26 protein-coding genes and 1 pseudogene are annotated in these 24,114 nt (G+C 68.2%); 14 read left to right on the forward strand and 13 right to left on the reverse strand.

Going from position 1 to position 24,114, the window contains the following annotated elements; translation table 11 throughout:
* The first annotated feature begins 109 nt into the window (after positions 1 to 109).
* On the forward strand, positions 110 to 2,485 hold the full coding sequence (locus tag BLR21_RS26640; RefSeq protein WP_090009581.1) for an FtsK/SpoIIIE family DNA translocase: 2,376 nt from the start codon (positions 110 to 112) through the stop codon (positions 2,483 to 2,485).
* A gap of 17 nt (positions 2,486 to 2,502) precedes the next feature.
* Here the strand turns inward: BLR21_RS26640 and BLR21_RS26645 are convergent, their stop codons facing one another.
* From BLR21_RS26645 to BLR21_RS26670, 7 genes are all read right to left on the reverse strand, one after another.
* Entirely contained in the window at positions 2,503 to 2,973 is a 471-nt protein-coding gene (locus tag BLR21_RS26645; protein ID WP_090009584.1) for a phospholipase, read from the reverse strand.
* A gap of 83 nt (positions 2,974 to 3,056) precedes the next feature.
* The gene (locus tag BLR21_RS26650; RefSeq protein ID WP_090009587.1) at positions 3,057 to 3,710 is read right to left on the reverse strand and encodes a nitroreductase family protein; all 654 of its coding nucleotides are present in this window, start codon (positions 3,708 to 3,710) and stop codon (positions 3,057 to 3,059) included.
* 4 nt (positions 3,711 to 3,714) lie between these two features.
* Positions 3,715 to 4,869, reverse strand: a complete 1,155-nt coding sequence (locus BLR21_RS26655) for a YcaO-like family protein (RefSeq protein WP_176929797.1) — start codon at positions 4,867 to 4,869, stop codon at positions 3,715 to 3,717.
* Positions 4,866 to 5,273 carry a hypothetical protein gene (locus tag BLR21_RS42735; RefSeq protein ID WP_176929798.1) on the reverse strand — a complete coding sequence of 136 codons (408 nt, stop codon included), beginning with the start codon at positions 5,271 to 5,273 and terminating at the stop codon, positions 4,866 to 4,868. The genes BLR21_RS26655 and BLR21_RS42735 overlap by 4 nt, the downstream gene beginning before the upstream one ends.
* A gap of 94 nt (positions 5,274 to 5,367) precedes the next feature.
* A complete protein-coding gene (locus BLR21_RS26660; protein WP_090009594.1) occupies positions 5,368 to 6,159 on the reverse strand; it encodes a hypothetical protein in 792 nt (263 codons plus the stop codon).
* On the reverse strand, positions 6,143 to 6,994 hold the full coding sequence (locus BLR21_RS26665) for a MerR family transcriptional regulator (RefSeq protein WP_245816264.1): 852 nt from the start codon (positions 6,992 to 6,994) through the stop codon (positions 6,143 to 6,145). Before BLR21_RS26665 ends, BLR21_RS26660 begins: the two co-directional genes overlap by 17 nt.
* Positions 6,995 to 7,056: 62 nt before the next feature.
* Positions 7,057 to 7,557, reverse strand: coding sequence for an amino-acid N-acetyltransferase (locus BLR21_RS26670; protein WP_256334952.1), 501 nt, complete (start codon positions 7,555 to 7,557; stop codon positions 7,057 to 7,059).
* 145 nt (positions 7,558 to 7,702) lie between these two features.
* Between BLR21_RS26670 and BLR21_RS26675 the strand changes: the two genes are divergently transcribed.
* The 9 genes and pseudogenes from BLR21_RS26675 to BLR21_RS26720 all read left to right on the forward strand — a co-directional run bounded on the left by BLR21_RS26675 (position 7,703) and on the right by BLR21_RS26720 (position 16,031).
* Complete coding sequence (locus BLR21_RS26675) at positions 7,703 to 8,986, forward strand: AAA family ATPase (RefSeq protein WP_090009600.1); 1,284 nt, start codon at positions 7,703 to 7,705, stop codon at positions 8,984 to 8,986.
* A pseudogene (locus BLR21_RS44725) lies at positions 8,973 to 9,528 on the forward strand (RloB family protein). The gene BLR21_RS26675 and the pseudogene BLR21_RS44725 overlap by 14 nt, the downstream one beginning before the upstream one ends.
* 39 nt (positions 9,529 to 9,567) lie before the next feature.
* Complete coding sequence (gene rimO / locus BLR21_RS26690) at positions 9,568 to 10,971, forward strand: 30S ribosomal protein S12 methylthiotransferase RimO (protein WP_176929801.1); 1,404 nt, start codon at positions 9,568 to 9,570, stop codon at positions 10,969 to 10,971.
* The gene (gene pgsA, locus BLR21_RS26695) at positions 10,968 to 11,546 is read left to right on the forward strand and encodes a CDP-diacylglycerol--glycerol-3-phosphate 3-phosphatidyltransferase (protein ID WP_090009610.1); all 579 of its coding nucleotides are present in this window, start codon (positions 10,968 to 10,970) and stop codon (positions 11,544 to 11,546) included. The genes rimO and pgsA overlap by 4 nt, the downstream gene beginning before the upstream one ends.
* Positions 11,543 to 12,016: a CinA family protein gene (locus BLR21_RS26700; protein WP_090009613.1), complete on the forward strand. Its 474-nt coding sequence runs from the start codon at positions 11,543 to 11,545 to the stop codon at positions 12,014 to 12,016. The genes pgsA and BLR21_RS26700 overlap by 4 nt, the downstream gene beginning before the upstream one ends.
* 108 nt (positions 12,017 to 12,124) lie before the next feature.
* Entirely contained in the window at positions 12,125 to 12,547 is a 423-nt protein-coding gene (locus BLR21_RS26705) for a helix-turn-helix domain-containing protein (RefSeq protein ID WP_090009615.1), read from the forward strand.
* Between the two features lie 358 nt (positions 12,548 to 12,905).
* A complete protein-coding gene (locus BLR21_RS26710; protein ID WP_090009618.1) occupies positions 12,906 to 13,760 on the forward strand; it encodes a PspA/IM30 family protein in 855 nt (284 codons plus the stop codon).
* A gap of 28 nt (positions 13,761 to 13,788) precedes the next feature.
* The gene (gene pspM, locus BLR21_RS26715) at positions 13,789 to 14,610 is read left to right on the forward strand and encodes a phage shock envelope stress response protein PspM (RefSeq protein WP_090009982.1); all 822 of its coding nucleotides are present in this window, start codon (positions 13,789 to 13,791) and stop codon (positions 14,608 to 14,610) included.
* A gap of 236 nt (positions 14,611 to 14,846) precedes the next feature.
* On the forward strand, positions 14,847 to 16,031 hold the full coding sequence (locus tag BLR21_RS26720) for a uracil-xanthine permease family protein (RefSeq protein ID WP_338061070.1): 1,185 nt from the start codon (positions 14,847 to 14,849) through the stop codon (positions 16,029 to 16,031).
* Between the two features lie 3 nt (positions 16,032 to 16,034).
* Here the strand turns inward: BLR21_RS26720 and BLR21_RS26725 are convergent, their stop codons facing one another.
* The 6 genes from BLR21_RS26725 to BLR21_RS26750 are packed head-to-tail and all read right to left on the reverse strand — an operon-like array spanning position 16,035 to position 21,044.
* Positions 16,035 to 17,012 (reverse strand): quinone-dependent dihydroorotate dehydrogenase, encoded by a 978-nt coding sequence (locus BLR21_RS26725; protein ID WP_090009625.1) that lies wholly within the window; start codon positions 17,010 to 17,012, stop codon positions 16,035 to 16,037.
* 43 nt (positions 17,013 to 17,055) lie between these two features.
* Entirely contained in the window at positions 17,056 to 17,577 is a 522-nt protein-coding gene (locus BLR21_RS26730) for a hypothetical protein (RefSeq protein WP_090009628.1), read from the reverse strand.
* On the reverse strand, positions 17,574 to 18,131 hold the full coding sequence (locus tag BLR21_RS26735) for an RNA polymerase sigma factor (protein WP_090009629.1): 558 nt from the start codon (positions 18,129 to 18,131) through the stop codon (positions 17,574 to 17,576). The genes BLR21_RS26730 and BLR21_RS26735 overlap by 4 nt, the downstream gene beginning before the upstream one ends.
* A gap of 42 nt (positions 18,132 to 18,173) precedes the next feature.
* On the reverse strand, positions 18,174 to 19,412 hold the full coding sequence (locus BLR21_RS26740) for a cytochrome P450 family protein (RefSeq protein ID WP_176929802.1): 1,239 nt from the start codon (positions 19,410 to 19,412) through the stop codon (positions 18,174 to 18,176).
* A 32-nt stretch (positions 19,413 to 19,444) separates the two neighbouring features.
* A complete protein-coding gene (locus BLR21_RS26745) occupies positions 19,445 to 20,206 on the reverse strand; it encodes a DNA-formamidopyrimidine glycosylase family protein (protein ID WP_090009635.1) in 762 nt (253 codons plus the stop codon).
* A complete protein-coding gene (locus BLR21_RS26750) occupies positions 20,199 to 21,044 on the reverse strand; it encodes a ParA family protein (protein WP_030479497.1) in 846 nt (281 codons plus the stop codon). Before BLR21_RS26750 ends, BLR21_RS26745 begins: the two co-directional genes overlap by 8 nt.
* A gap of 33 nt (positions 21,045 to 21,077) precedes the next feature.
* Between BLR21_RS26750 and BLR21_RS26755 the strand changes: the two genes are divergently transcribed.
* From BLR21_RS26755 to BLR21_RS26770, 4 genes are all read left to right on the forward strand, one after another.
* The gene (locus tag BLR21_RS26755) at positions 21,078 to 21,797 is read left to right on the forward strand and encodes a class I SAM-dependent methyltransferase (RefSeq protein ID WP_090009638.1); all 720 of its coding nucleotides are present in this window, start codon (positions 21,078 to 21,080) and stop codon (positions 21,795 to 21,797) included.
* Positions 21,798 to 21,895: 98 nt separating this feature from the next.
* Positions 21,896 to 22,465 carry a sigma-70 family RNA polymerase sigma factor gene (locus tag BLR21_RS26760; protein WP_090009641.1) on the forward strand — a complete coding sequence of 190 codons (570 nt, stop codon included), beginning with the start codon at positions 21,896 to 21,898 and terminating at the stop codon, positions 22,463 to 22,465.
* A 239-nt stretch (positions 22,466 to 22,704) separates the two neighbouring features.
* A complete protein-coding gene (locus BLR21_RS26765) occupies positions 22,705 to 23,271 on the forward strand; it encodes a sigma-70 family RNA polymerase sigma factor (protein ID WP_090009644.1) in 567 nt (188 codons plus the stop codon).
* A gap of 102 nt (positions 23,272 to 23,373) precedes the next feature.
* Positions 23,374 to 24,051, forward strand: a complete 678-nt coding sequence (locus BLR21_RS26770) for a sigma factor-like helix-turn-helix DNA-binding protein (protein ID WP_090009647.1) — start codon at positions 23,374 to 23,376, stop codon at positions 24,049 to 24,051.
* The last annotated feature ends 63 nt before the right edge of the window (positions 24,052 to 24,114 follow it).

Below are 24,114 nucleotides of genomic sequence, written 5' to 3' on the forward strand. Positions count from 1 at the left end.
GTACGGCGTGTCGGAACGACACCGCGGGGGTTCCGGGGGAACCATGAGGTTTCGCACGCGTCCCAGTTGCAAACGGGGCTGGTGAGACGCGAGGGACTACCTTATACACATGGCCGGGCGCACAGGGACTTCGAGAAAGACCACGTCACGCGGCAAAGCACCAGCCAAGCCGCGGGCGCGATCCACCGCGTCCAGAAAGCCCGCACCACGCAAGAGCGGCGGCGCCATCAGTGCCGTGTGGGGTGCTTTGGGCCGTGGCGTCGGCAGCCTCGTGCGCACTGTCAGCCGTACCAAGGACCTCGATCCCGAACACCGTCGTGACGGCCTGGGGCTGCTGCTGATCGCTCTCGCGGTCATCACCGGCGCCGGAGTGTGGTGGCAGGCCGGCGGCCCGGTCGGTCAGTGGGTCGACATCGCCGTGCGCAGCTCCGTCGGGTTCCCGGCGGTGATCGTGCCGGTCGTGCTGCTCGGCATCGGCGTCACGCTGATGCGCACCGACCCGAAGCCCGACGCGCGGCCGCGGCTGATCATCGGCTCGTTGCTGATGATGATCGGCGTGCTCGGCATGTTCCACCTCATCGGCGGCCTGCCGATGGACCCGCTGGACCGCCGTAGCGCCGGTGGTGCGCTGGGCTACCTGGCCGGGGGGTTCCTCGCCCAGGGCCTGACGCCGTGGGTCGCCGGGCCGTTGCTGTTCCTGATCTTCGGCTACGGCCTGCTGGTCGTGACGCACACGCCGATCCGCCAGGCGCCCGAACGCATCCGCTCGTTGCTGCACCCCGGCAGGTCGTCGGCGGACGAGCCCTCGGACGAGGAAGAGCCGGTCGAGGAGCCGAAGCCGGTTCGCCTGCGCCGCCCGTCCCGCCGTCGCCAGGCCGTCGAGCCCGTCGAGCCCGTCGAGGAGGAGCCGCAGGCCGAACTCCCGCTGGAGGAGCCCGCCCCGAAGCCCGCGAAGCAGAAGAAGCCCACCGCTCCGGCGATGGCCGTGCGCGCGGTCGAGGGCGAGTACCAGCTGCCGTCCCCGGACGTGCTGAAGGACGGCGACGCGCCGAAGACCCGCAGCAAGGCGAACGACCTCATGATCGAGGCGATCTCCGGCGTGCTGGACCAGTTCTCGATCGACGCCCAGGTCACCGGCTTCACCCGCGGCCCGACGGTCACGCGCTACGAGGTCGAGCTCGGCCCCGGCGTGAAGGTCGAGAAGATCACCGCGCTGACCAAGAACATCGCGTACGCCGTGGCGACCGACAACGTCCGCCTGCTGGCCCCGATCCCCGGCAAGTCCGCGGTCGGCATCGAGGTCCCGAACAGCGACCGCGAGATGGTGCGGCTGGGCGACGTGCTGCGCGCGCCGTCGACGGTCAAGGACACGCATCCGATGGTGATCGGCCTCGGCAAGGACATCGAGGGCCACATGGTCACCGCGAACCTGACGAAGATGCCGCACCTCCTGGTGGCGGGCTCCACGGGTTCCGGCAAGTCGTCGTTCGTGAACTCGATGCTGGTGTCGCTGCTGGCCCGCGCGACGCCCGACGAGGTCCGGATGATCCTGATCGACCCGAAGATGGTCGAGCTGACGCCGTACGAGGGCATCCCGCACCTGATCACGCCGATCATCACGCAGCCCAAGAAGGCGGCGGCCGCACTGGCGTGGCTCGTCGAGGAGATGGAGCAGCGCTACCAGGACATGCAGGTCAATCGGGTGCGCCACGTCGACGACTTCAACCGCAAGGTGAAGTCCGGCGAGATCACCGCGCCGCCCGGTTCCGAGCGCGTCTACCGGCCGTACCCGTACATCATGGCGATCGTCGACGAGCTCGCCGACCTGATGATGACCGCGCCACGCGACGTCGAGGACGCCATCGTCCGCATCACGCAGAAGGCCCGTGCGGCAGGCATCCACCTGGTTCTGGCGACACAGCGGCCGTCCGTCGACGTCGTCACCGGCCTGATCAAGACGAACGTGCCGTCCCGCCTGGCGTTCGCGACGTCGTCCCTGACGGACTCGCGGGTCATCCTCGACCAGCCGGGCGCGGAGAAGCTGATCGGCATGGGCGACGCCCTGTACCTGCCGATGGGCGCCTCGAAGCCGGTGCGCATCCAGGGCGCGTTCGTGGGCGACGAGGAGATCTCGGCGATCGTCGAGTTCACCAAGAACCAGGCGCAGCCCGAGTACACCGACGGTGTCACGGCGCAGAAGGCCGCCGAGAAGAAGGAGGTCGACGCCGACATCGGCGACGACCTGGAACTGCTCGTGCAGGCGACCGAGCTGATCGTGACGTCGCAGTTCGGCTCGACGTCGATGCTGCAACGCAAGCTGCGCGTCGGGTTCGCGAAGGCGGGGCGCCTCATGGACCTGCTGGAGACCCGCGGCGTCGTCGGCCCGTCCGAGGGCTCGAAGGCACGTGAGGTGCTGATCAAGCCGGACGAGCTCGAGAACGTGGTCTACCTGATGCGTGGAGGCGGCCCCGCCGACGAGGACTGAGATCCTGCTTTCGGGCCTTACTTCAGGCCGGCGTTCTGGATGCTCGTGGCCGTGGAGCTCGCGCTGCCGCCGAACTCGCGCACCGCCGCGTAGTACAGGTCGGCCGTGCGCTTGCAGGCCCAGTTGGAGCCGCACTGCTTGTACATGTCGGACTTGAAGTTGTTGTCGATGCGCAGGCGGTTCGTCTCGTTCCACCGGCCCTGCCGCTTGTAGTTGCGGTAGCCGAAGTCGTGCCGGTGGCAGGTCGGCAGGAACTTGAAGCCGAAGGGGTTGTCCGGCGAGTAGGAACAGCCGTCGGACGACCAGTCGAGCTGGCCCGCGTAGGGCTGTTGCGCGCGCGTTGTTGTGAACTGGCTGATGGTCTTCGAGTAGAGGTAGTCGTCGGTGACCGCGATGATGTCCACGGCGTGCGCCGGGGTGCCCGTGAAGATCAGGGCGATGGAGGCGGCGGCACCCACGAATGCCGAGCGCAGGGTTTTCGTCGACATGGCGAGCTCCTCGGAGTGTGAGCAGGGTCTCGCCAGTTGTAGCGGGTGATCGACTGTCGTCGGTAGACACGATCTGATGAACGTCAGGTGATCATGTGACCGCACGCGATCGCGGTGGCCACGCGGAGGTGGCGCGGTAGTCCCAGCGCGTGCAGCATTTCGTTGTCCACTACTCCACCGAGCAGATAGCCGCCGAGTTTCTGTTCCGCCAAACGGAGGCAGATGCTCTGCGCGGCAGCACCTACCTCGATCAAGCCGAAGCGCCCCGCGCGTTCGCCGTACTTCTCGAACGAGTCCTTGTCCGTCAACACCAGGACGATCGTCAGCGGCGGCACCTCGGGCGTGCCGAGGATCTCGGCCAGGTTCGCCGGAGCCGGGCCGATGTCCTGCAGCGCGTGGCGGCGGATGTCGTAGCGGACCGCCCGGTCGTGCACGAATGCATAGCAGCGCAACGGGTTGAGGCCGCCCGCGGACGGACAGCTGTTGTCCGACAAGGCGCCCAGCACCGTGCCGAGTTGCTTGTCGGTCAGCGGTTTGCCGGAGAACTCGCGCGTGCTCCTGCGTGCCTGGAACAGCTTCTGCAACCGGTCGTGCGGCCGGGGAAGCGCAACCGGCGCCGAGGGCAGTTCGAGCGGGTCGACCAACTCCGGCTGTGGCCGGAAGTCGCGCAGCCGGTCGCCGAGCCTGCGCTGGTGCAGCGGCGAGTACCGGCTCGCGGCCCAGAAGTCGTCGAACATCGTGTCACCCCAGCGGATGCGGTGCGGGATTGGGGAACACGCCCGGTGAGGCGTGCGGGTAGCGCCAGCCGAGTTCGCGGGCGCGGCCGCCGAGGTGCGGCCAGCGGTGGTCCGAGTGCAGCGGCGCGAGGTCGGGGGACAGGACGCGGACGCAGTGCAGGCCGACGGCCGACAGTTCCGGCGTGGTGAGCTCGCGATAGGCGAGCCGTACGTCCGCGCGGTCGAGTGCGTGCACGAGCTCGGTCAGTTCCGCTGCTGTGCCACGGGATTCGGCGTCGCGCGGCGGTTCGGTCTCGAAGCCCGTGAACCACGGCAGCGCGTCCCACTCCGCCGGGCGCGTGGCGTAGTAGACGGCGTGCTTGTCGAAGTCGGTGACGTCCTCGACGGGCTGATCGCCGTTGCGTGCCAGCCACACCTCGACGAACACCGTGCCCTGCACCCACTCCTCGTAGGCCTTCCGCACGGCCTCGGCGACCGTGGCACGGCACGCCAGGCCGAGCGTGGGCCTCGGTTTGCCGGCGATCGGCAGCGAACCCGCGACGGCGACCACCGGGTGCGGGCTGTAGGCGGGCGTGAGGTCGAACGCCTGGGCGCCGTGCGGCAGATCGGCGGCGAACCGTTGCGGTGCGATGGAATGCAGCCACGTCGTGGTGAACGCGTCACGCTCGACCAGTTCCTGGACGGCACGCAGCAACGCGCTGGTCGTCGACGGACCGGCCGCCAGACCCGACGAGGTCGCGGGCAGCCCGTGCGCGGCGTCCAGCCCGACCAGTCCGACCGGCACGCGGATCGGTTCGTTGCCGGGCAACGTCCACGCCCGCGTGTAGCGGGTGTCGACGTATCCCTTGCGATAGCGGTAGCCCGGGGCCACCCGTTGCTCGACCGTGTGCAGGCTGAAGTGCTCCAACGGCCAGCACTCGCCGTCGGTGACGATCTCCAGCGGTGCCCGTGCGGCGGCGTGCCGTTCCAGTGCCTCGGCGATCGCGGCGACCTTGCTGGTGCCGCCGGACGTGCCACCGGTGGCGAACGGTTCCGGCACCGCGGCCCAGCCCTCGACGTCCACATCGGACAGGCTGTGCGGCACGGGATGCAGCTGTGACACCACTCCCTGCCGCCAGCCGACCGCGCGCTCGACCAGCGCCTCGGCGACGGTCTTCACCGCTTGGCCCGGTAGCGGAGGAAGAGCCAGTACCCGAACAACAGCGCTCCGCAGAGGTACATCACGCCGATGACGATCGCCGCGGCCGGGACGCTGGCGACAGGCGCCAGCAGCATCAGCAGGAGGAGCGGCTCCAGACACCACAGCACGGCCCAGCCGAGCAGCCGAACCACACTTCCCACGGGATTCGGCGACCTGGCGATGAACCCGGAAGCGGTGGCCCACGCGAGCGCCGCCGCGAAGCCGCCGAGCCACCAGCCCCAGTGGACCTCGAAGATCGCGCCCATTGTGGCGAACGGCAGTACGACGACCAGTAACGGGAAGATCGCGGCGGGAAGGACAAGCAGACTGCGAGGCCTGGGGAGCTCTTTCGTCTCCTCGTACAGCGCTGCCGGGATGTGCACGGCCGCGCCGACCGAGGAAACCGCACAGCAGCAACAACAACAGCAACAAGTGGGGGTAGCGGCGTTGGCGGCGGCCGCACCGGATGAGAACTGGTCAGGTAACCGTACTGCTGTCGCGTTCATGGTTCCCCCAAGGAAGTGACACGCGCCCGAACTCGACCGTCGGGCAGATCTCGCAGTCAGCCGCGGGCAGCACGCTCTCGCGCGTCGTCGTGAACTCGTCGAGGTTGACGGTCACGACCGTGTCCAGCAGGGCGAGCGAGCCGTTCCGGATGTTCTGAACGGCTTGCAAGGCAAGGGAAATCGGGAACTCGTGGGACATCGCCGCCGGCAGCGGGGGAGGCGGCGGATCCCCCCACCGCCGCCCCGCCCGTACCGCGAGGCACGCCAGGCACGCGCCGGCACCGGGCACCACGAAGGGCCCGACGGCGGCGGTGTGGTGGTACGCGAGGTCCAGCAACAGGTGCGGGACCGTCGTTTCGCGTGCCACCTCGATCAGGTCGACCAGCGTGCCGGTCGTCCGCACAACGAGCAGCAGGTCCGGATCGTCGTTGTGCGGCAACAGCTCTACCAGCCCGGCGGGTGCCTCCCCGACGACGCGCGTGCCGACCCCCATCGGCTTGACGTCCTCGGCGGGCAACCCGGCCGGGCGGAGAGCGCCCAGGGTCCTCAGCTGGGCCACGTGCCGGCGAACCGGTTCCCCCAACCGGCTCACGTCGACCGTTCGAGCCACTCCCCTCAAAACTGGCTCGAACAGGCCGGCCAGCGCCACGGCCACCGCCCTGGGCAGGTCTGGAATCAGGTACGCGAGATCCGCACCCGCGTAGACGACAAGGCCCTCGTCCCGAACCTGGGCGTGCCAGGCGGGATCAGCGACCAGGCTCATCCTCGTCCCCCCGTTTCAGGAAGTTCTCGATCTCCTGCTCGCTCGGCAGATCTCCCGCCGGATCCATGAGGTTCTCGGCGATCGGCGGCAACGGCTGCTCGGCCCACGCGGGCTGGTAGTCGGCGCTGGGCAGCAACCCGTGCCGTGACGCGAACTCCTCGGCCGCGTCCCGGATCGACTCCCGCAGCGTCCCCACCACCGCGGTCTCCGCCGTGTACGTCAGCTCGACGAGCAACGCCCGCACGTTCTCCAGCTGGTTCTCGTCACCGGCCTTGCGTGCGAGCTCCGGCCAGAACTGCCGTTCGAACAACCGCACGAAGTCCGCCGCCACCGCGTCGGTCGCCGTGCGCAGGCGCGTGAAGCTGTCCATCACGTCATCGCTGGGCACCCTCAGGCCGGCAAGTCTGCCGCCCGCTTCGAGTGCCCAGCGACGCGTGTGCGGCCAGCCGTACTTCCACCGCACCAAGCCCAACCGCATAGCCCGGAGGAGGAGTCGCGGTTGGACATCTCCTGTCGGAATCAGGTGCTTGATGTCGCGCACCTTGATCCGAACCCAGTCGTCGGGCCCCTCGGCCTCGCTGAAGCCGAGAACCGCGGCGACCGACTCGCCCTTCTCGCGTGCCGAGATCAGTTCTGCGATCGCGGGCAGCGAGAACCCCCGCTGCTGCAACCGCTGCACCAACGTCAACCGCTCGACGTGCGAGGCGTCGTAGTACGCCACGCGCCCCTGCCGTCTCGGCGCGTGCAGCACACCCTTCGTCTGGTACATGCGAATGGTGCTGCTGGGCAGGCCGATCCGGGCGGCGAGCTCGTCGACGGTGAGCGATTCGGGCACGCCCCAGATCCTGGTGCGTGTGGTTCTTTGAGTCAAGACTCTTCGAGTAATTACTCGAAGAGTTACAACTCCAGGAGCATCCGGCTGTTGCCGAGCGTGTTCGGCTTCACGTAGCTCAGGTCGAGGAACTCGGCGACACCCTCGTCCACCGACCGCATGATCTCCTCGTAGACCTCGGGGCTCACCGGCGTGCCCTCGATCTCGACGAAGCCGTGCCTGGTGAAGAACTTCGTCTCGAACGTCAGCACGAAGATGCGCCCGAGCTGCAGCTCCCTGGCGGTGGCGATGAGCTGCGCCACGATCCGGTGCCCCACACCCCGCCCGAGCGCCATCGGCGACACGGCGACCGACCTGATCTCGGCCAGGTCCTCCCACATCACGTGCAGGGCGCCACAGCCCAGCAACTCGCCGTCCTCCTCGGCGACCCAGAACTCCTGGACCGCCTCGTACAGCGTGACCAGCGGTTTGGTCAGCAGAACCTTGCCGGCATACCCGTCGATCAACGCTTTCATGGCGCGCACATCGCTGGTGCGGGCACGCCGCACGACTACCCCACTGGTCACAACCGTCAAGTATGAGCCGCGCCCCCTGCTGGGTGACTTTCGGTGGTCGTCCCCATGAAATCCGCCGTACGGGTGCGCTTCATCCATATTTCTGCGGTTTACTTGCAGGGAAGATGCTCTAGAGCACTCTGAGAGGAGTTGGGCGGTGCTGCGCAGTTTTCGACTGGGGAACCACCGCTCGTTCCGTGACGAGCATGAGTTGCTGCTCACGCCCGCCTACTCGAAGGACAGAGACGTCCTCCCGGTGGCGGCGATCTACGGAGCGAACGCTTCGGGGAAGTCGAACCTCCTCGACGGCCTGAGGTTCATGGCCGACGCGGTGCGTGACTCGTTCGCGGTCTGGATGCCGGAGGGCGGAGTGCCGCGACGGCCGTTCAAACTGGACGAATCAGTCGGCAGGCCGTCCGTGTACGTAGTCGAACTGGTCGAATCGGGCGTTCGCTACACCTACGGCTTCGAGGTGGATGACCGCCGCGTCCGGGAGGAATGGCTGTACAGCTACCCGGAGAAGCGGAAACGAGTCCTGTTCGAACGGTCTGGTAGTGACATCAAGCTCGGCACCACGGTCACCGAAGGCACGGGCAAGGGTGAAGTGCTCAAGGGACTCCTCAGGCCTAACTCGTTGTTCCTCAGCCTTGGCGCCCAGTCCGGACTCGACGCCGTGCTTCCAGTGCAGCGGTGGTTCACGAACAGCCTCGTGTTCCAGGACGGTGAACGCTCCACGTTCGATCACGCCACGATCGCGCGCTTTCTGGCCGGCTCCGACGGGCTGACCGAGCAGTTCGTCAGCCTGCTGAAGATTGCGGATCTCGGCATCACGGGCATCGAGTACAACGTCACGCCCATGCCTGATGACGACGAGGTCTCGGCGGTGGAGCGCAAGTTGAGAACCGGCTTCTCGATCGAGCAGGTCCGCGAGCTTCTGGAGGAGATCGTTCGAAACAGGGACCGCGTCCGGCTCACCCACGGACCCAGGAACCGCGCGTTCGAGATCGGCGAGGAGTCGGCGGGAACCCTGTCGTGGCTGATGCTGCTGCCCACAGTGCTCCGCATGCTCCGCGACGGCGGCGTGCTCGCCATCGACGAGATCGACGCGAGCCTGCACCCACGCGTCACTGCCGCGCTGGTCGGTCTGTTCCGCAGCACCGAGGCCAACGTGGGTGGTGCACAGCTGGTGTTCACTACCCACGATGCGAGCCTGCTCAGCCCCGTGCTGGGCGACGAGGTGCTCACCCGTGAAGACGTCTGGTTCGTGGACAAGAACCCCGACGGCGCGTCTGATCTGTATCCGTTGACCGATTTCAAGCCGCGCAAGGAAGGCGAGAACTTGGAGCGCCGCTACCTCGGTGGCAGTTACGGAGCAGTTCCCGACGTGCAGGCAGAGACGTTCGTGTCCGCACTACTACGAGGTGTTGATGGCGCGGCGTGAGAACTCGTCTCACCGTCGACGCACGCCTTCGCGGGTTTCTGCCAGCCGTGTGCTCGTCGTGTGCTGTGGGCAGACGGAACAGGCCTACCTCGACGGGTTGAAGAGGCTGTCGAAGCCTGTGACGGTGAAACCGGTGGTCAAGGTCGGGTCGCCCGCGCAACTCGTGAGGTACGCGGCGAGAATGCGGGAGAACGACCGCGGTGGGTTCGACGAGTACTGGTGCGTCGTTGACGTCGACGACTTCGGACATCGCCGAGGCGATCGCAGCTGCTGAGTCAGCCGGTATCTCGCTGGCCGTGTCGAATCCCTGCTTCGAGGTGTGGCTGATCCTGCACTTCGCCGACTGCACCGCGGGCGTCGCCGGCCCCAAGGCCGCCGAGGACAAGCTCCGCAAGCACATGCCTGGGTACGCGAAGGGCACGCTCGACTTCGCGGTGCTGGCGGGCAAGGTCGACAAGGCGGTCGAGCGAGCCAAAGCACTGGGTGCGGGCAACCCGTCGAGTGACATGTGGCGGCTGGTCGAGGTCGTTCGGAAGCACTGAATTCAAGGTCTGGGACCTGGGCCGGTTACTCTGAGCGCCGTGTCTTCTCCCACCACTCCGCGACGCGTGTCGCTGCTGACCCTGGGCTGCGCCCGCAACGAGGTCGACTCCGAAGAACTCGCCGGCCGTCTCGGCGAGGGCGGCTGGGAGCTGGTGGACGAGGGCGCGGACGTTGTCGTCGTCAACACGTGCGGCTTCGTCGAGCAGGCGAAGAAGGACTCGGTCGACACGCTGCTCGCCGCCTCCGACACCGGCGCCAAGGTCGTCGCGGTCGGGTGCATGGCGGAGCGGTACGGCAAGGAGCTCGCGGACAGCCTGCCCGAGGCGGCCGCGGTCCTGGGCTTCGACCAGTACAACGACCTGGCCGAACGGTTGCAGGACGTGCTGCACGGCAAGCCGGTCGAGTCGCACGTGCCGGTGGACCGGCGGACGCTGCTGCCGATCACGCCGGTCAAGCGCCAGGAGGCCAAGGACGCCGTCCAGGTTCCTGGGCACGGCTGGGGGCCGACCAAGGTCCAGCGCAGGCGCCTGGACGACGCTCCCGTGGCGCCGTTGAAGATCGCGTCGGGCTGTGACCGGCGGTGCAGTTTCTGCGCCATCCCGAGCTTCCGCGGCGCGTTCGTGTCGCGGCACCCGGACGAGATCGTCTCCGAGGCCATGTGGCTCGCCGAGAACGGCGTCAAGGAGCTGTTCCTCGTCAGCGAGAACTCCACGAGCTACGGCAAGGACCTGCCGCGCGAGCAGGGCGCTCTCGAACAGCTCCTGCCGCGGCTGGCGTCCATTCCCGGCGTCGAGCGGGTGCGGGTCAGCTACCTGCAGCCGGCCGAGACGAAGCCGAGCCTGGTGGCCGCGATCGCGAAGACCGAGAAGGTCGCGAACTACTTCGACATGTCGTTCCAGCACTCCAGCGAGAACGTGCTGCGGCGCATGCGCCGGTTCGGCGACACGGACAGCTTCCTCAAGCTCGTGTGGCAGATCCGCGAGCACGCTCCCGAGGCCGGCATCCGCAGCAACTTCATCGTCGGCTTCCCCGGCGAGACCGAGGCTGACCTGCAGGAACTGGAGCGCTTCCTCACCGAGGCGCGGCTCGACGCGGTCGGCATCTTCGGGTACTCCGACGAGGACGGCACCGAGGCCGAGGGGCTCGAGGGCAAGCTCGACGCGGACGCCATCGCGGAGCGCGTGCAGCGGATCGGCAACCTCGTCGAGGAGCTGACGACCCAGCGCGCCGAGGACCGGGTCGGCAACGAGGTCGTCGTGCTGATCGAGCACGAGGAGGACGACGAGAGCGACTGCGTCGGCCGGGCCGAGCACCAGGCGCCCGAGGTCGACGGCGAGTGCATCGTGCTCGACGCCGAGGGCCTCAAGCGTGGCGACTTCGTGCGCTGCCGCGTGGTCGACTCCGAGGGCGTGGACCTGATCGTCGAGGTACTTCCGACATGACTGAGGCCCGGAAGGTCCCGCTGCTCAACGTCGCGAACATCCTCACGATGGCGCGGCTGGCGCTCGTTCCGGTCTTCCTGTTCTCCCTGTTCGAAGCGGGCGGCTTCGACACGACGTGGCGCCTCATCGCGTTCGGGATCTTCGCCGTCGCGAGCTTCACCGATCACATCGACGGCACGCTCGCGCGCAAGCACGGGCTGATCACCGACTTCGGCAAGATCGCCGACCCGATCGCGGACAAGGCGCTGACCGGGTCCGCGCTGGTCGGCCTGAGCATCCTCGACGTGCTGCCGTGGTGGATCACGATCACCATCGCCGTGCGCGAGGTCGGCGTGACGCTGCTGCGGTTCTGGGTGATCCGCTACGGCGTCATCCCGGCCAGTCGCGGCGGCAAGGCGAAAACGCTGGCCCAGGTCATCGCGATCGGGCTGTTCGTGCTCCCGCAGAACGACGTGCTGGAGGTCGTCGCGTGGGCGATCATGGCCGTCGCGCTCGTGCTCACCATCGTCACGGGAATCGATTACGTCATCCGGGCGTTCAAGATGAAGGCAAGAGCAGGCCGGGCGGTGCTGTGACAGACGTCGTCAGGTTGCTCAAAGCGAGAAACCAGACCGTTGCCACGGCTGAGTCGCTGACAGCGGGTCTGCTGTGCGCGACGATCGTCGACACACCGGGGGCGAGTGCCGTGGTCCGCGGTGGGTTGATCGTCTACGCGACCGAGCTCAAGCACGAGCTCGCTGGCGTGGATCAGCAGCTGCTCGACGAGCACGGAGCCGTGCACCCCGACGTCGCGATCCAACTGGCGGAGGGCGCGCGGAAGCGGTGCCGTTCGGACTGGGGCATCGGGCTCACCGGAGTCGCCGGCCCCGATCCGCAGGACGGTGTCGCTCCGGGAACGGTCCACATCGGCTTGAGCGGGCCTGGAGTGTCCACAGTGCGGACAATCACGGTGAGTGGCGACCGCGGCGCGGTCCGTTCGGGCGCCGTGGAGAAAGCCCTGGTCCTGCTGTCGGACCACCTGCTGATCACCGAGGACGGGAACTAATGATGACTCCGCGTTCGTTCGCCCTTGGCGGACGTGTTCGGAAGTCAGTGCCCGTTGTCGGTGTCGATCGGTAACGTAGGGACACGGCCGGCCGGAAGGAGGCGCGCGATGACCGTGCTGCTACGCGAGGCGATCGGTGATCGACTTCGCCATGCCCGCACCAACCAACGCCGCACGCTGCGCGAGGTCTCTCGGACCGCCCGCGTGAGCCTGGGGTACCTGTCCGAGGTGGAGCGCGGCCGCAAAGAGGCGTCCAGCGAGCTCCTCGCGGCCATATGTGACGCGTTGGAGCTGCCCTTGTCCGAGTTGCTGCACCACGTCGCGTCCGACATCGGCGCCGTCCAGCAGACGCCGGACACGGTGCCCGACACCGTTCCCAGCGGACGATCGGAGCGGGGCAAGCTGGAGGGTGGCCGCGTGCTGCCGTCCACGCTGTCGGACGACCTGTCCGACCTGCGCCTGCAACCCATGCTCAGTCACAGGCTCACGAGCAAGATCGGCGAGACTCCCAAAGCAGTCGTCGCGGCATAACCCATGTACTCCAGCCGGCCCCGCTCGCCCGATGGCGAGCGGGGCCGCCTGCATTAGGGTGATCCGAGTGGTCTGTGGTCCCCGCCACGTGACGGTCTGCAACAAGATTGCGTCTTCGGACGTTCAACTGACAGCGACGGCAGCGTGCTGAACGGCAGGCAACGGCTTGGCATCGGCACGCTGGGTCACCGCGTCTCCGGGCGCGGGTGCGGGCAGGATTGGCACGTCGTCAGGCGTGTACTCCTAAGTCCCGGGGTGGGTCAGGGTGTTCCCGGATATCTCCCCATGTCGGTGGATACGCCGACGCACAATTGAGACGATGGATCCAACACCGGCACCGAGAAGGCAGGCGTAGGAGATGGCCAGTCCGTTCGTAAAGTTCTGGAAGTACCTGATGGCGTCGTTCTCGTCGAAGATCGACGAGCACGCTGACCCGAAGGTGCAGATCCAGCAGGCCATCGAGGAGGCGCAGCGGCAGCACCAGGCCCTCTCGCAGCAGGCTGCGGCCGTCATCGGCAACCAGCGTCAGCTGGAGATGAAGCTGAACCGCCAGCTGGGCGACGTGGAGAAGCTGCAGGCTTCCGCGCGTCAGGCGCTCGTTCTCGCCGACGAGGCGCGTTCGAAGGGCGACGAGCAGAAGGCGACGCAGTTCGAGAACGCCGCGCAGGGTTTCGCCACCCAGCTCGTCACCGCCGAGCAGGGCATCGAGGACCTCAAGACGCTGCACGACCAGTCGTTGCAGGCCGCCGCACAGGCCAAGCAGGCGGTCGAGCGCAACGCGATGATGCTGCAGCAGAGGCTGGCCGAGCGCACCAAGCTCCTCAGCCAGCTCGAGCAGGCGAAGATGCAGGAGCAGGTCTCCGCGTCGCTGAACCAGATGAGCGAACTCGCCGCGCCGGGCAACGTACCGTCGCTGGAAGAGGTTCGCGACAAGATCGAGAAGCGCTACTCGACCGCACTCGGGTCCGCCGAGCTCGCTCAGAACTCGGTCCAGGGCCGGATGCTCGAGGTGCAGGCCTCGACCACGCAGCTCGCCGGCTCGTCGCGCCTGGAGCAGATCCGCGCCTCGATGCACGGCGGTCAGGCGAACACGCCGCAGCAGGTGACCGCGGGCAACAGCGCCGCCGCGCAGATCCAGGCCGAGATCGCGCAGCGCGTCCAGTCGGAGCAGAAGACCACGCAGCAGCAGGTCCCGCCGGCTCAGCAGAACTGAGCGGGACAGAAGGAGCCAGCAGGTGATCATGGAGCCCTGGAGAAACCGTCCCAACAACGAGATCGTCCGCAAGGTCGTCAACGAGTTGGGAGCGTCGCTCCAGGGCCACCCGCTGGCCGAGCAGGCGCGCTACCGGATGCAGAAGTGGAACGACCCGCGCGCCAAACTCGAACGCAAACGCAAGCGGACGAACGCCGTCCTCACGTTCTGGCTGATCGTGATCTCGATACTCGGCACGCTCGCCGTGCTGGGCTTCACCGGTGTGCTCGGCACGTGGGCCGCCGTCACGGGGGCGATCGGCGCGGCGGTGCCCACCGTCCTCGCCGTGCGCAGCGGGTTCAAGCTGCGTGAGCTCAAGGCGAACAAGGTGCGGCTGGAACTCGCTCCACCGCCACCGCCCCGGCCGCCGCTGCCCGCGCACATCTCGTCCGCGCGCGTGCCGATGGAGAAGCTCCACGGTGCCGAGGACACGATGAACCAGTTGCTCGTGCAGCTCGACTCGCCCGCGCTCACGTCGATGCCGGCCGAGTCCGTCCAGCACGCCCGGCAGACCGCCCAGGAGGCCTCGACGGCCATCCGTGCGGTGTCGGCGCAGCTCCAGGCCGTCGAACGGGCCCGTGACACCGCACCGCCCCTGGAGCGTGCGGCGTTGGTCGAGGGCGTGCGGGTGCTCAGGACGCAACTGGCCGACGGCGTCGACCGCTACTGTGCGTTGGTCGCCGAGGCGGGCAAGGCGCTGGCGGCGAGCACGCAGTTCCAGAACCCGGGCGAGGTCCTGGACGACGCCACGGACCACATGGCCGGTCTCGCGTCCGCTATGCGCGACGTGTCAGGCTATTCAGCGCACTGAAAGTAACGCTCCGTAGTTGCCTGCGCCTATTCGGCGGTTCTCTCTGGAGATCCTTAGGGCAATCGTGTGATTATCGGACCGTTATCTAGCCGTAGCCGCTACATGGCGTGGCAGGATTCCGGGGCCGGTCTGCGGGAAGTCCGGCTGAATTGCCGGGAGGCAGTGCATTGGCGTTGTGGACCGTGCACGGGGACGGTCGGATCACCGACAGTGAAACCGTCGCGCCCCAGGAAAGGGTGAGCTGGCCGCTCACCATCGGGTTCGGGGTGCAGCACCTCGTCGCCATGTTCGGCGCGACGGTGATCGTTCCCGTCGCCACCGGTCTGCCCGTCGCCACCACCCTGCTGTTCTCCGGCCTGGGCACGCTGCTCTTCCTCGTCATCACCAAGAACCGAGTGCCGAGCTACCTCGGCTCGTCCTTCGCCTTCGTGGCCCCGCTGGTGGCCGCGCGCGAGCAGGGCATCGCGGCACAACTCGGCGGTGTCGTCGCCGCCGGCCTGCTGGTGATCGTCGTCGGCATCGCGGTCAAGGCGCTCGGCGTGCGGCTGCTGGAGTCGGTCATGCCGCCGGTCGTCACCGGCGCCGTCGTGATCCTGATCGGGCTGAACCTCTCGCGCCAGGCCACCTCGAACTTCAGCGAGCAGCCCCTGCTCGCCGGCCTGACCACCCTGGTGATCCTGCTGGCCGGCGTGCTGGGCCGCGGCCTGGTGTTCCGGTTCTCGGTCCTGATCGGCTTCGTCGCGATCTGGATGGGCGGCCTGGCCTTCGGTGCCGTGTCGCCGGAACGGCTCGCCGCGCTGCGCGACGCGGCGTGGGTGGGCCTGCCGAAGCTCTACCAGCCCGAACTGCGGCCGTCCGTGGTGCTGCTGATGCTGCCCGTCGTGATCGTGCTGGTGGCCGAGGTCGTCGGGCACGTGAAGGCCGTCGCGGCGCTGACCGGCCGCAACCTCGACGGCAGCGCGGGCGACGCGATCATCGCGAACGGCCTGTCGACCGCGTTGTCCGGCCTGGGCGGTGGCGCCGGGACCACGACGTACTCCGAGAACATCGGCGTGATGGCCGTGACCCGCGTCTACACGACGGCGGCGTTCGCGTTCGCCGGTGTGTTCGCCACGCTGCTGGCGTTCTCCCCGAAGGCCATCGCGCTGTTCGGCACCATCCCGCCGGGCGTGCTCGGCGGCTGCACGCTGGTGCTCTACGGCCTGATCGTGCTGGTCGGCGTGCGGATCTGGATGGACCGCGGCGTCGACCTGGCGAACCCGGCGAACGCGATGGTCGGCGGCGCGGCGCTGGTCGCCGGCGTCGGCGACCTCACCATCGAGATCGGCGACCTGGAGATGGGCGGGATGGTCTGGGGCTCGCTGCTCGTCGTGATCCTGCACCCCGTGATGCGCTGGCTCCGGGCCGCACGGCACACCTGACGCTCACCTCAACGCGCGGTTGATCCTCGATACGAGTCCAGGACCCTCGTAGATGAACCCGGTGTAGATCTGCACGAGGCTCGCGCCGGCGTCGATCATGCGCTTGGCGTCGTCGGCGGACGCGATGCCGCCGACACCGATGACCGGCAGGTCGCTGTTCTTCGTGATGAACCGGACCACGTCGTTCGCGCGCTGGGTGAGTGGCTTGCCGCTGAGCCCGCCGGTCTCGCCCTTGTGCGGGCTCGTGAGGCCCTCACGGCTGAGGGTGGTGTTCGTGGCGATGAGGCCCTTGATGCCGTTGTCGACGCACACCTGGATGACCTCGGCGATGGCGTCCTCGGTGAGGTCCGGCGCGATCTTGACCAGCATCGGCTTGTCCGTCGCCGCGGTCAGGGTCGCGACGAGTTCGGTGAGCGCGCCCTTGTCCTGCAGGCTGCGCAGACCTGGCGTGTTGGGCGAGCTCACGTTGATCGCGTAGTAGTCGCCGTGGCTCTTCAGCGCGTTCAGCGAGTTCAGGTAGTCCTGCACGGCGTCCTCGACCGGCGTGATCTTGGACTTGCCGAGGCTGATGCCCAGCGGTGCCTTCAGCGGCGTCCTGTCGAGCTTCCCGGCAAGCGCTTGCGCACCCGCGTTGTTGAAGCCCATCCGGTTGATGATCGCGTCGTCCTCGCGGAGCCGGAACAGCCGGGGCTTCGGGTTGCCCGGCTGCGGGTGCCACGTGACGGTGCCGACCTCGACGAACCCGAAGCCCAGCGCACCCCACGCCGGCAACGCCCGCCCGTCCTTGTCGAGGCCCGCCGCGAGCCCCACGGGGTTCGGGAAGCGGACACCGAACACGGTGCGCGGGTTGTTCTGGTTGCGGGCGAACCTCGCCAGCGGGCTCAGCCGGGCCATCGCGTTGAGCGTGGTCTCGTGGACCCGCTCCGCGTCGCCACCGTGCATCCCGAACAACGCCCTGCGAACCACCTGCTTGTACACCACGCGCCCACCCTATAACGCCAGCTCAGGGTGGGCGCGCAGCGCCTCAGTTCCCGACTTCCGCCAGGCAGTCCGGCGCGGGGTCGCGGATCGGGCCGGTGAAGCCCAGCCCGGTGTCGCGGTCCGGCCGGTTCGAGATGCCCAGCAGCACCGTGTACCCGGCCGGGATGTCGCCGGGGCTCATCGTGACGGCGCCGTCGTCGGCGACGCGCGGAAGCACGTAGTCGCCGAGGAGGTCCATCTTGGTCTCGTCCAGCTCCGCGCAGTCGCGTGACATCGGCACGGCCTTCGCGCCGATGCCGTACTCGCGCAGCTTCGCGTTGGCCGCGTCGACCCCTTTGATGTCCCGGATGCTCACCGTGACGCTGCCGTCGGCGTTCTTGGTGACGGCGTAGGCAGGGGAGTCGCTGTTGACGATCGCGATGGTCGCCGCACCGGCCATGGCCAGCACTCCGGCGGCTGCCAGCAACGGCCGCGCGGACCTCCTGTGCCGCTCCGGCGCCCCTTCCACCGTCTGCCCGTGCTCGCGCATCAGGTCGTTGAGCAGGTTGTCCTTGAACGTCGTCATCGCTGTCCCCCGTTCGATGCCAGGTCGCGGACCTTGCCGCGCGCCCGGAAGAGCCTGATCCGCAGCGCGCCGGACGACATGCCCAGCACCTTCGCCGCGTCCTTCGGTGCCATCCCGACGAGGTCGACCAGTTCGATCACCTCGCGGTCGGCGGGACTGAGCGCCGCCATCGCCGCGATCAGCTCGCGGCCTTCCCGTTCCGCGTCGATGCGCGACACCAGGTCGGTGATCTCGTCGGTGTCGAGCACACGCCGCCCGTGGATGCGCGCCACCACGTCCCGGCCACGTGTGGTGGCCTCGCAGTGCTGTGCGAACACCCGCCGTGCGATGCCGAGAACCCAGCCTCGCGCCGTGCCTCTCGTACGGTCGAACGTGGAGAACGACGTGATGGCGGCGACGAACGTGTCCGCGGTCAGATCGGCGGCCGTCTGCGGATCGGAGGTACGCCGGGCGAAGTACGACGTGACCACGTCGAACTCAGCCTCGTAGATCTCCTCGAACGCGCGCGCCGCGCGGGTGGGAGACGGTGGCGGTGGATGTCGGGGTGCTGTCATCGGCTGACTCACGCCAATGATTGCCGACTTCCGCCGACGCCGTTACAGCGGCTTCGGCACCTTGATCGTCGCCTGCTCGTCCAACGGCATCGAGGGCTTGGTCCGGAACGTCACCGGCAGCCCCCGCAATCCGCGGCTGCCCAGCGAGACCCGCCACGACAGCGGCTGCGAGGTGTCCAGGGCCAGCCCGGCGCACCGCCCCAGCAGCGTCCGGAACGCCACCTCGCCCTCCAGCCGGGCCAGTGGCGCGCCCAGGCAGAAGTGGATGCCGTGCCCGAACGCCAGGTGCTGGCGGTCCGCCCGCTCGATGTTGAGCTGGTCGGCCCGCGGGTACCGGGTGCCGTCGTGCTCGGCGGAGGCCAGCGACAGCAGCACGACGTCGCCCGCCTGGACCTGCGCGCCGCCGATCGTCAGCGGCCTCGTCGCGAAGCGCAGCAGGTGCGAAGTCGGACCGTCGAACCGCAGGAACTCCTCGATGGCGCCCGGTAGCAGTGACGACGAGCGCTGCAGCAGTTCGAGCTGCTCTGGGTGGCGCAGCAACGCCAGCGCGCCGTTGCCCACGAGGTCGACGGCCGTGGTGTAACCGGCCACGAGCAGCAGGAACGCCAGCGAGGCCAGTTCGCTGTCGGACAGCGCTGCCTCGCCGGTCGAGCGGGCCAGGCCGCCGATCAGGTCGTCGTCACCGGACGTCCGCTTGTGCGTGACGAGGTCGCGCAGGTACCCCGATGTCTCCTCACGGGCAGAGGACGCGTCGCCGTCCGCCAGCCCGGTGACCACGTCCGCCCAGTAGCGGAAGTTCTCCTGGTCGACGGCGGGGACGCCGAGCAGTTCCATGATCACGGTGATCGGCAGCGGCGCCGCGAAGTCCGCGATCAGGTCGCAGCGCCCGGAGTCGGCGAAGTCACCGGCCAGCTGGGCGGCCACCTGCTCGATCCGGGGCCGCAGTGCGGCGATGCGGCGCGGCGTGAGCTGGCTCGACACCGCACGGCGCAGACGCGTGTGATCAGGCTCGTCGCTGTTCATCATGTGGTCCGACAGGTCGCCGAACCACCACGACGCGAAGTGCGGATGGCCGCGCAGGGGTTCGGCGAGCGCGGAGCCGTGCGAGGACAGCAGCGGGTTGTCCAGTGCGGCGCGCACGTCGGGGTAGCGGGTCACGAGCCACATGGGCACGCCTAGGGTCTCGACGCGGTGCACGGGACCTGCGTCGCGCAGGCTTTTCAGCACCGCGTACGGGTCATCGGTGAAGCCGGGGCGCAACGCATCCAGATCGACCGCCATATTGGGGGACACGGCTGCAAGAGCGTCTCGGTTCAACCTGATTGACATTTTGGGCAGAAGTACACGAATCTGCCTTCGATCTCGTCCGATCGGACTCTTGTGCCGCAACGCAAACAGGGTTTGCCGGTCCGCTCGAAAACGTAGTGCTGCACGCGCGGGTCGCCGGTGGTGCGCTGTTCGGGCCGCCACTGGTTGGCCTGCAAGAGCTTCCGTGACAACGCGACCGCACGTGACGCGTCCACGGATGACACTGGGGCGGTCGGCAGAACACGCAGCAGGAAACACACTTCCGCGCGGTAGAGATTGCCGACTCCGGCCATGATCCGCTGATCCAACAATGCGAGCCCGATCGCCCGGGAAGGATCCGCGGTCAACCGCTGAACAGCCTCAGTGGCGTCGAACCCGGCTGCCAGAAGATCAGGTCCGAGATGGGAGATGAGCCGATCCTCGTCGGCGGTCGGCAGGAACTCCAGGTCGTGCAGAGCGAATCCGATGGCCTGCCGGTCGTCCACCTCGAACACCGCGCGGGCCTGGTGCGCGGGACGACGCCAGCGCTCGCCGGGCCGGTAGAGGTGCCACGAGCCGTCCATCCGGAAGTGGCTGCGCAGGCTGTTGCCGTCGGAGAACCGGGTGAACATGTGCTTGCCGTACGTGCGCACGCCGAGCACGTCCAGACCGCTCAGGTCCAGCGCGGCCAGCCGGGGATGACGCAGTTCGCCGCGTCGCAGCGTCTTCCCGGCCAGCGCCTCGTGCATGCGATGACCGGCCAGGAAGACCGTGTCCCCTTCAGGCATCCACCGCTTCCTGGATCTCGTCGTCGTCGAAGTCGTGGTGCACGGCCCGGCGCCGGCTCCGTGAGATGCGCTGGATGCGGGCAAGCAGCAGGTTGAACGCCAGCGCCACCTCACGCGCGCCAGGGGTGCCCCACTCGTGGATCGGCATGCACGCACCCTGTGCCTGCTGCACGGCGAGACGGTCCGGCAACGCCACCGGCATCACCAACGGCCCGAAGATGTCGCGCAGCTCCTCGATGCGGAACTGGTGCTCGTGCGAACGCGGCCGCACGCGGTTCACGACGACGCCCAACGGCTGCAGGTCGGCGTTGTTGCTCTCACGTTCGTTCTGCACCGCCTCGAACGCCCGCTGCACACCCGCCACCGCGAACATCGTCGGCTCGGTGACCAGCAGCGCGCGGTCGGCCGCCACCAGCGCCGAGCGGGTCAGCTGGCCCAGCGACGGCGGGCAGTCGAGCAGCACGAGCTGGTACGGGAACTCGTCGTACATGTCGCGCAACGTGCGCAACGCGTCTTTCAGACGATGCAGCCGCGACTCGTTCGGATCCGGGTGGTTGAGCAGCTCGGCGTCCTCGGACCCGGACAGCACGTCGATGCCGTCACCCCACCGGCTCGGGCGGATCGCCTGCTCGACGTTCTCCTCGGACGGGTCTTGCAGGACGTCGTAGATGCTGGCCTTGGACTCCTCTGGCTCCAGCGTCGACGTGGCGTTGCACTGGGGATCAAGATCGATCACCAGAGTGCGGACACCACGGCGGAGGGCGGCAGAGGCCAGGCCGAGCACCACCGTCGTCTTGCCGACGCCTCCCTTGAGGCTGAGCACGGACACCGTATGCACAGACCTACTCTAGGGTCTCCTACTCTGTTGGACATGCGACCGGACGCCGTACAGAGGGTGCTCGACGCCGAATTGGCCGCCGCACGCGAGCGCAGGGGTGGGCAACAGCCCCGTGTGCTCGACGTCGGAGGCGGCAGCGGCGTCTGGGCCGTGCCCCTAGCCGCAGCAGGCTGCGCGGTCACGGTCGTGGAGCCTTCACCGAACGCACTGGCCACGCTGCACACCCGTGCGCGCGAAGCCGGTGTGACGATCAACGCAGTCCAGGGCGACACGGACTCGTTGGGCGTTCCCGCTGGTGAGGCCGATCTGGTGCTGGCGCACGGGCTGCTGGAGGTCGTGGACGACGCGCCCGCCGCCCTCGCCTCGCTGGCCGCCGCGGTGGCGCCCGGCGGCGCCGTGTCGGTGCTGGTCGCGAACCGGTTCGCGGCGATCCTGCACCGCGCTATCGCCGGCCGCATCGTCGACGCGCGCAGGCTGCTGGACGACGACGCGGGGCAGCTCGCTGGCACGCGTGACCCGTTGCAACGCCGGTTCGATGTCGCCGGACTCGAGAAACTCGTCCTGGAAGCTGGTCTGTCCGTGGAGATCCTGCAGGGTCACGGGGTAGTTTCTGACCTCGTGCCCGGCGTGGTGCTGGACGCGAATCCGGGTGTCGCCGACGCACTCGCCGAGCTGGAACTGGCCGCCGCCACGCGTTCCCCGCTCCGGGACGTCGCCGCCCGCCTGCACGTGCTTGCCCGCCGCACCGACTGAAACCCTTTGCAGCCGGACTTTTATGACCCTGATGAGTGGTCCCGAACAACTTGGCGGCGAAAGATAATGACTTCGTTGCCGACTTAGGGACCAACGCGATGGAAAGTTCCGACCTGCTGGCCTCATTGGTCAACGAGGCCGTTGCGGGTGACCGGCAAGCCATCGAACGGCTGCTGGCCTCCGTGCGCCCGCTGGTGGCGCGGTACTGCCGTGCGCGCGTCGGTCGCTACGAAAGGGCGTACGCGTCGGCGGACGACGTGGCGCAGGAGGTCTGCCTGGCGGTGCTCACGGCGCTGCCCACCTACCGCGAGCAGGGAAGACCTTTCCTGGCGTTCGTCTACGGCATCGCCGCGCACAAGGTCGCGGACGCGCACCGGGTCTCGGCGCGCAACCGGTCCGAGCCCGTGGCCGAGGTGCCGGACGGTCCGTCGTCGGCTGTCGACCCCGAGGACAACGCGCTGCTCGGTTCGCTCTCGGCGCGGCTGGGTCAGTTGCTGCGGGGTCTGCCGGACAAGCAACGCGAGATCCTGCTGCTGCGCGTCGTGGTCGGGCTGACGGCGGAGGAGACGGCCGAGGCGATCGGTTCGACGCCGGGCGCCGTGAGGGTGGCTCAACACCGTGCGCTGGCCAAGCTCCGTACGTCCGCGGGGGTCCAGGAACTGATTTGACCGCCTTCGAAGCCGACTCCTGGTGGGCAAGGCACGGTATTGGGTGATTGCTCGTCACGAATTCACCGGATTGGCGGAACGCGTGGGTTTCGGTTACGTGGAGTGGTTGCTCCATGCCTAGTATCCACCGCTGTTCGTTGCTGCAAACGGGTGACGTTTGAAGTTTCTCCCTACTTTCCGCATAAGGAGTGACGTGTCGCACGTCTCCTCCACGGGACGTCGACGAGGGGACGCTTCGAATGGAGAGTTCGGCTTTGTCCGCAGAACTGGTCAGCCTGGCCGTGCAAGGCGAGCCGAGGGCCACTGACCAGCTACTTCGCTACCTGCGACCGCTGGTGGTGAAGTACTGTCGCGCGCGTGTCGGTCGCTCCGCGACAACTGCGGACGACGTCGCGCAGGAGGTCTGCCTCGCCGTGCTGACGGCTCTGCCGAAGTACCGGGAGCAAGGCAGGCCGTTCCTCGCGTTCGTCTACGGCATCGCCGCGCACAAGGTCGCCGACGCGCATCGGGCACTGGCTCGTAACCGAGCGGAGCCGGTGGCCGAAGTGCCCGACCAAGCCGTGCGGGGTGTCGGGCCGGAGGATTTCGTTCTTCAGGACGAGCTGAACGGCGCACTCGGCCGGCTGCTGCACCTCCTGCCGGCCAAACAGCGCGAGATTCTGGTGCTCCGCGTCGTGGTGGGTCTTTCCGCCGAGGAGACCGCGGAGGCCGTGGGGTCCACGCCGGGTGCGGTTCGCGTCGCCCAGCACCGTGCGCTCGGTCGCCTTCGCAAGGAAATCGCGTCATTGGCTGTCCCGATCGGGTGACATTCGTTTGCGTTTGCTACCAGTAGTGGCGAGTGCGTGGGGTGGACGCACCCAAACGACATACCTAGAGGCAGGAAGACACCGACATAAGGACCAGGGGGCATGGGAAGTTCGGACTCAGCGCTTGCCTCCGACCGGCTGCGCATCGACGGGGTGCTGGTTCAGCACTTCCGCGAGTCAGGGCTATCCGGACCCCGCTGGGACCAGTTCCACCGTCAGCTTCTCGGGCACGGACTCACGATCGTTACGAAGCTCGTGCGGTCCGGTGCCATCTTCTCCCGCTGCGGGCGGCAGGGCCGTTACCTGCACCAGCAGGACATCGGGCGGCAGGAGGCCGAGGAACTGGCGAGCGACGCGGTGTACGAGGGGTTCGTCTACTTCCGGGACCGGGGTCTGCTCGGCCGGGAGTGGACGGTCGAGCACGGCCAGCCGTTGAATGAGTACTTCCTCAACGCTTGCGTGCTCGCGTTCCCGAACGTGTACCGCCGCTGGCAGACGCACGCACTCGGCTGGCAGGACGTACGGCTCGTGGACACGCTTGCCTCGCTCGAACACGTCGTGGCCGAGGGAACGCCCGAGGACGCGGTCATCGAGCAGGCGGCGGCGAACGCCGCGTTCGCCACGCTGAGCGAGGACAGCAAGCGGTTGCTCTTCCTTCATGACCAGGGCTATTCGCATGCGGAGATCGGTGAGTTGGTGCGACTCACCCCGCGCGCGGTCGAAGGGCGGATCCGGCGGGCGCGTCTCGCGGTGCGCCGGCGTCCAGAAGAGGAACGGTGATCTGCGTGGAGTTCACACCCGGCCTGCACCGCAAGGTGCCCGCGGAAGCCGTCCAGGGCTCGT

Origin of the sequence: Lentzea albidocapillata subsp. violacea (assembly GCF_900100275.1) — a bacterium.
In the GTDB taxonomy this organism is placed as follows: domain Bacteria; phylum Actinomycetota; class Actinomycetes; order Mycobacteriales; family Pseudonocardiaceae; genus Lentzea; species Lentzea violacea.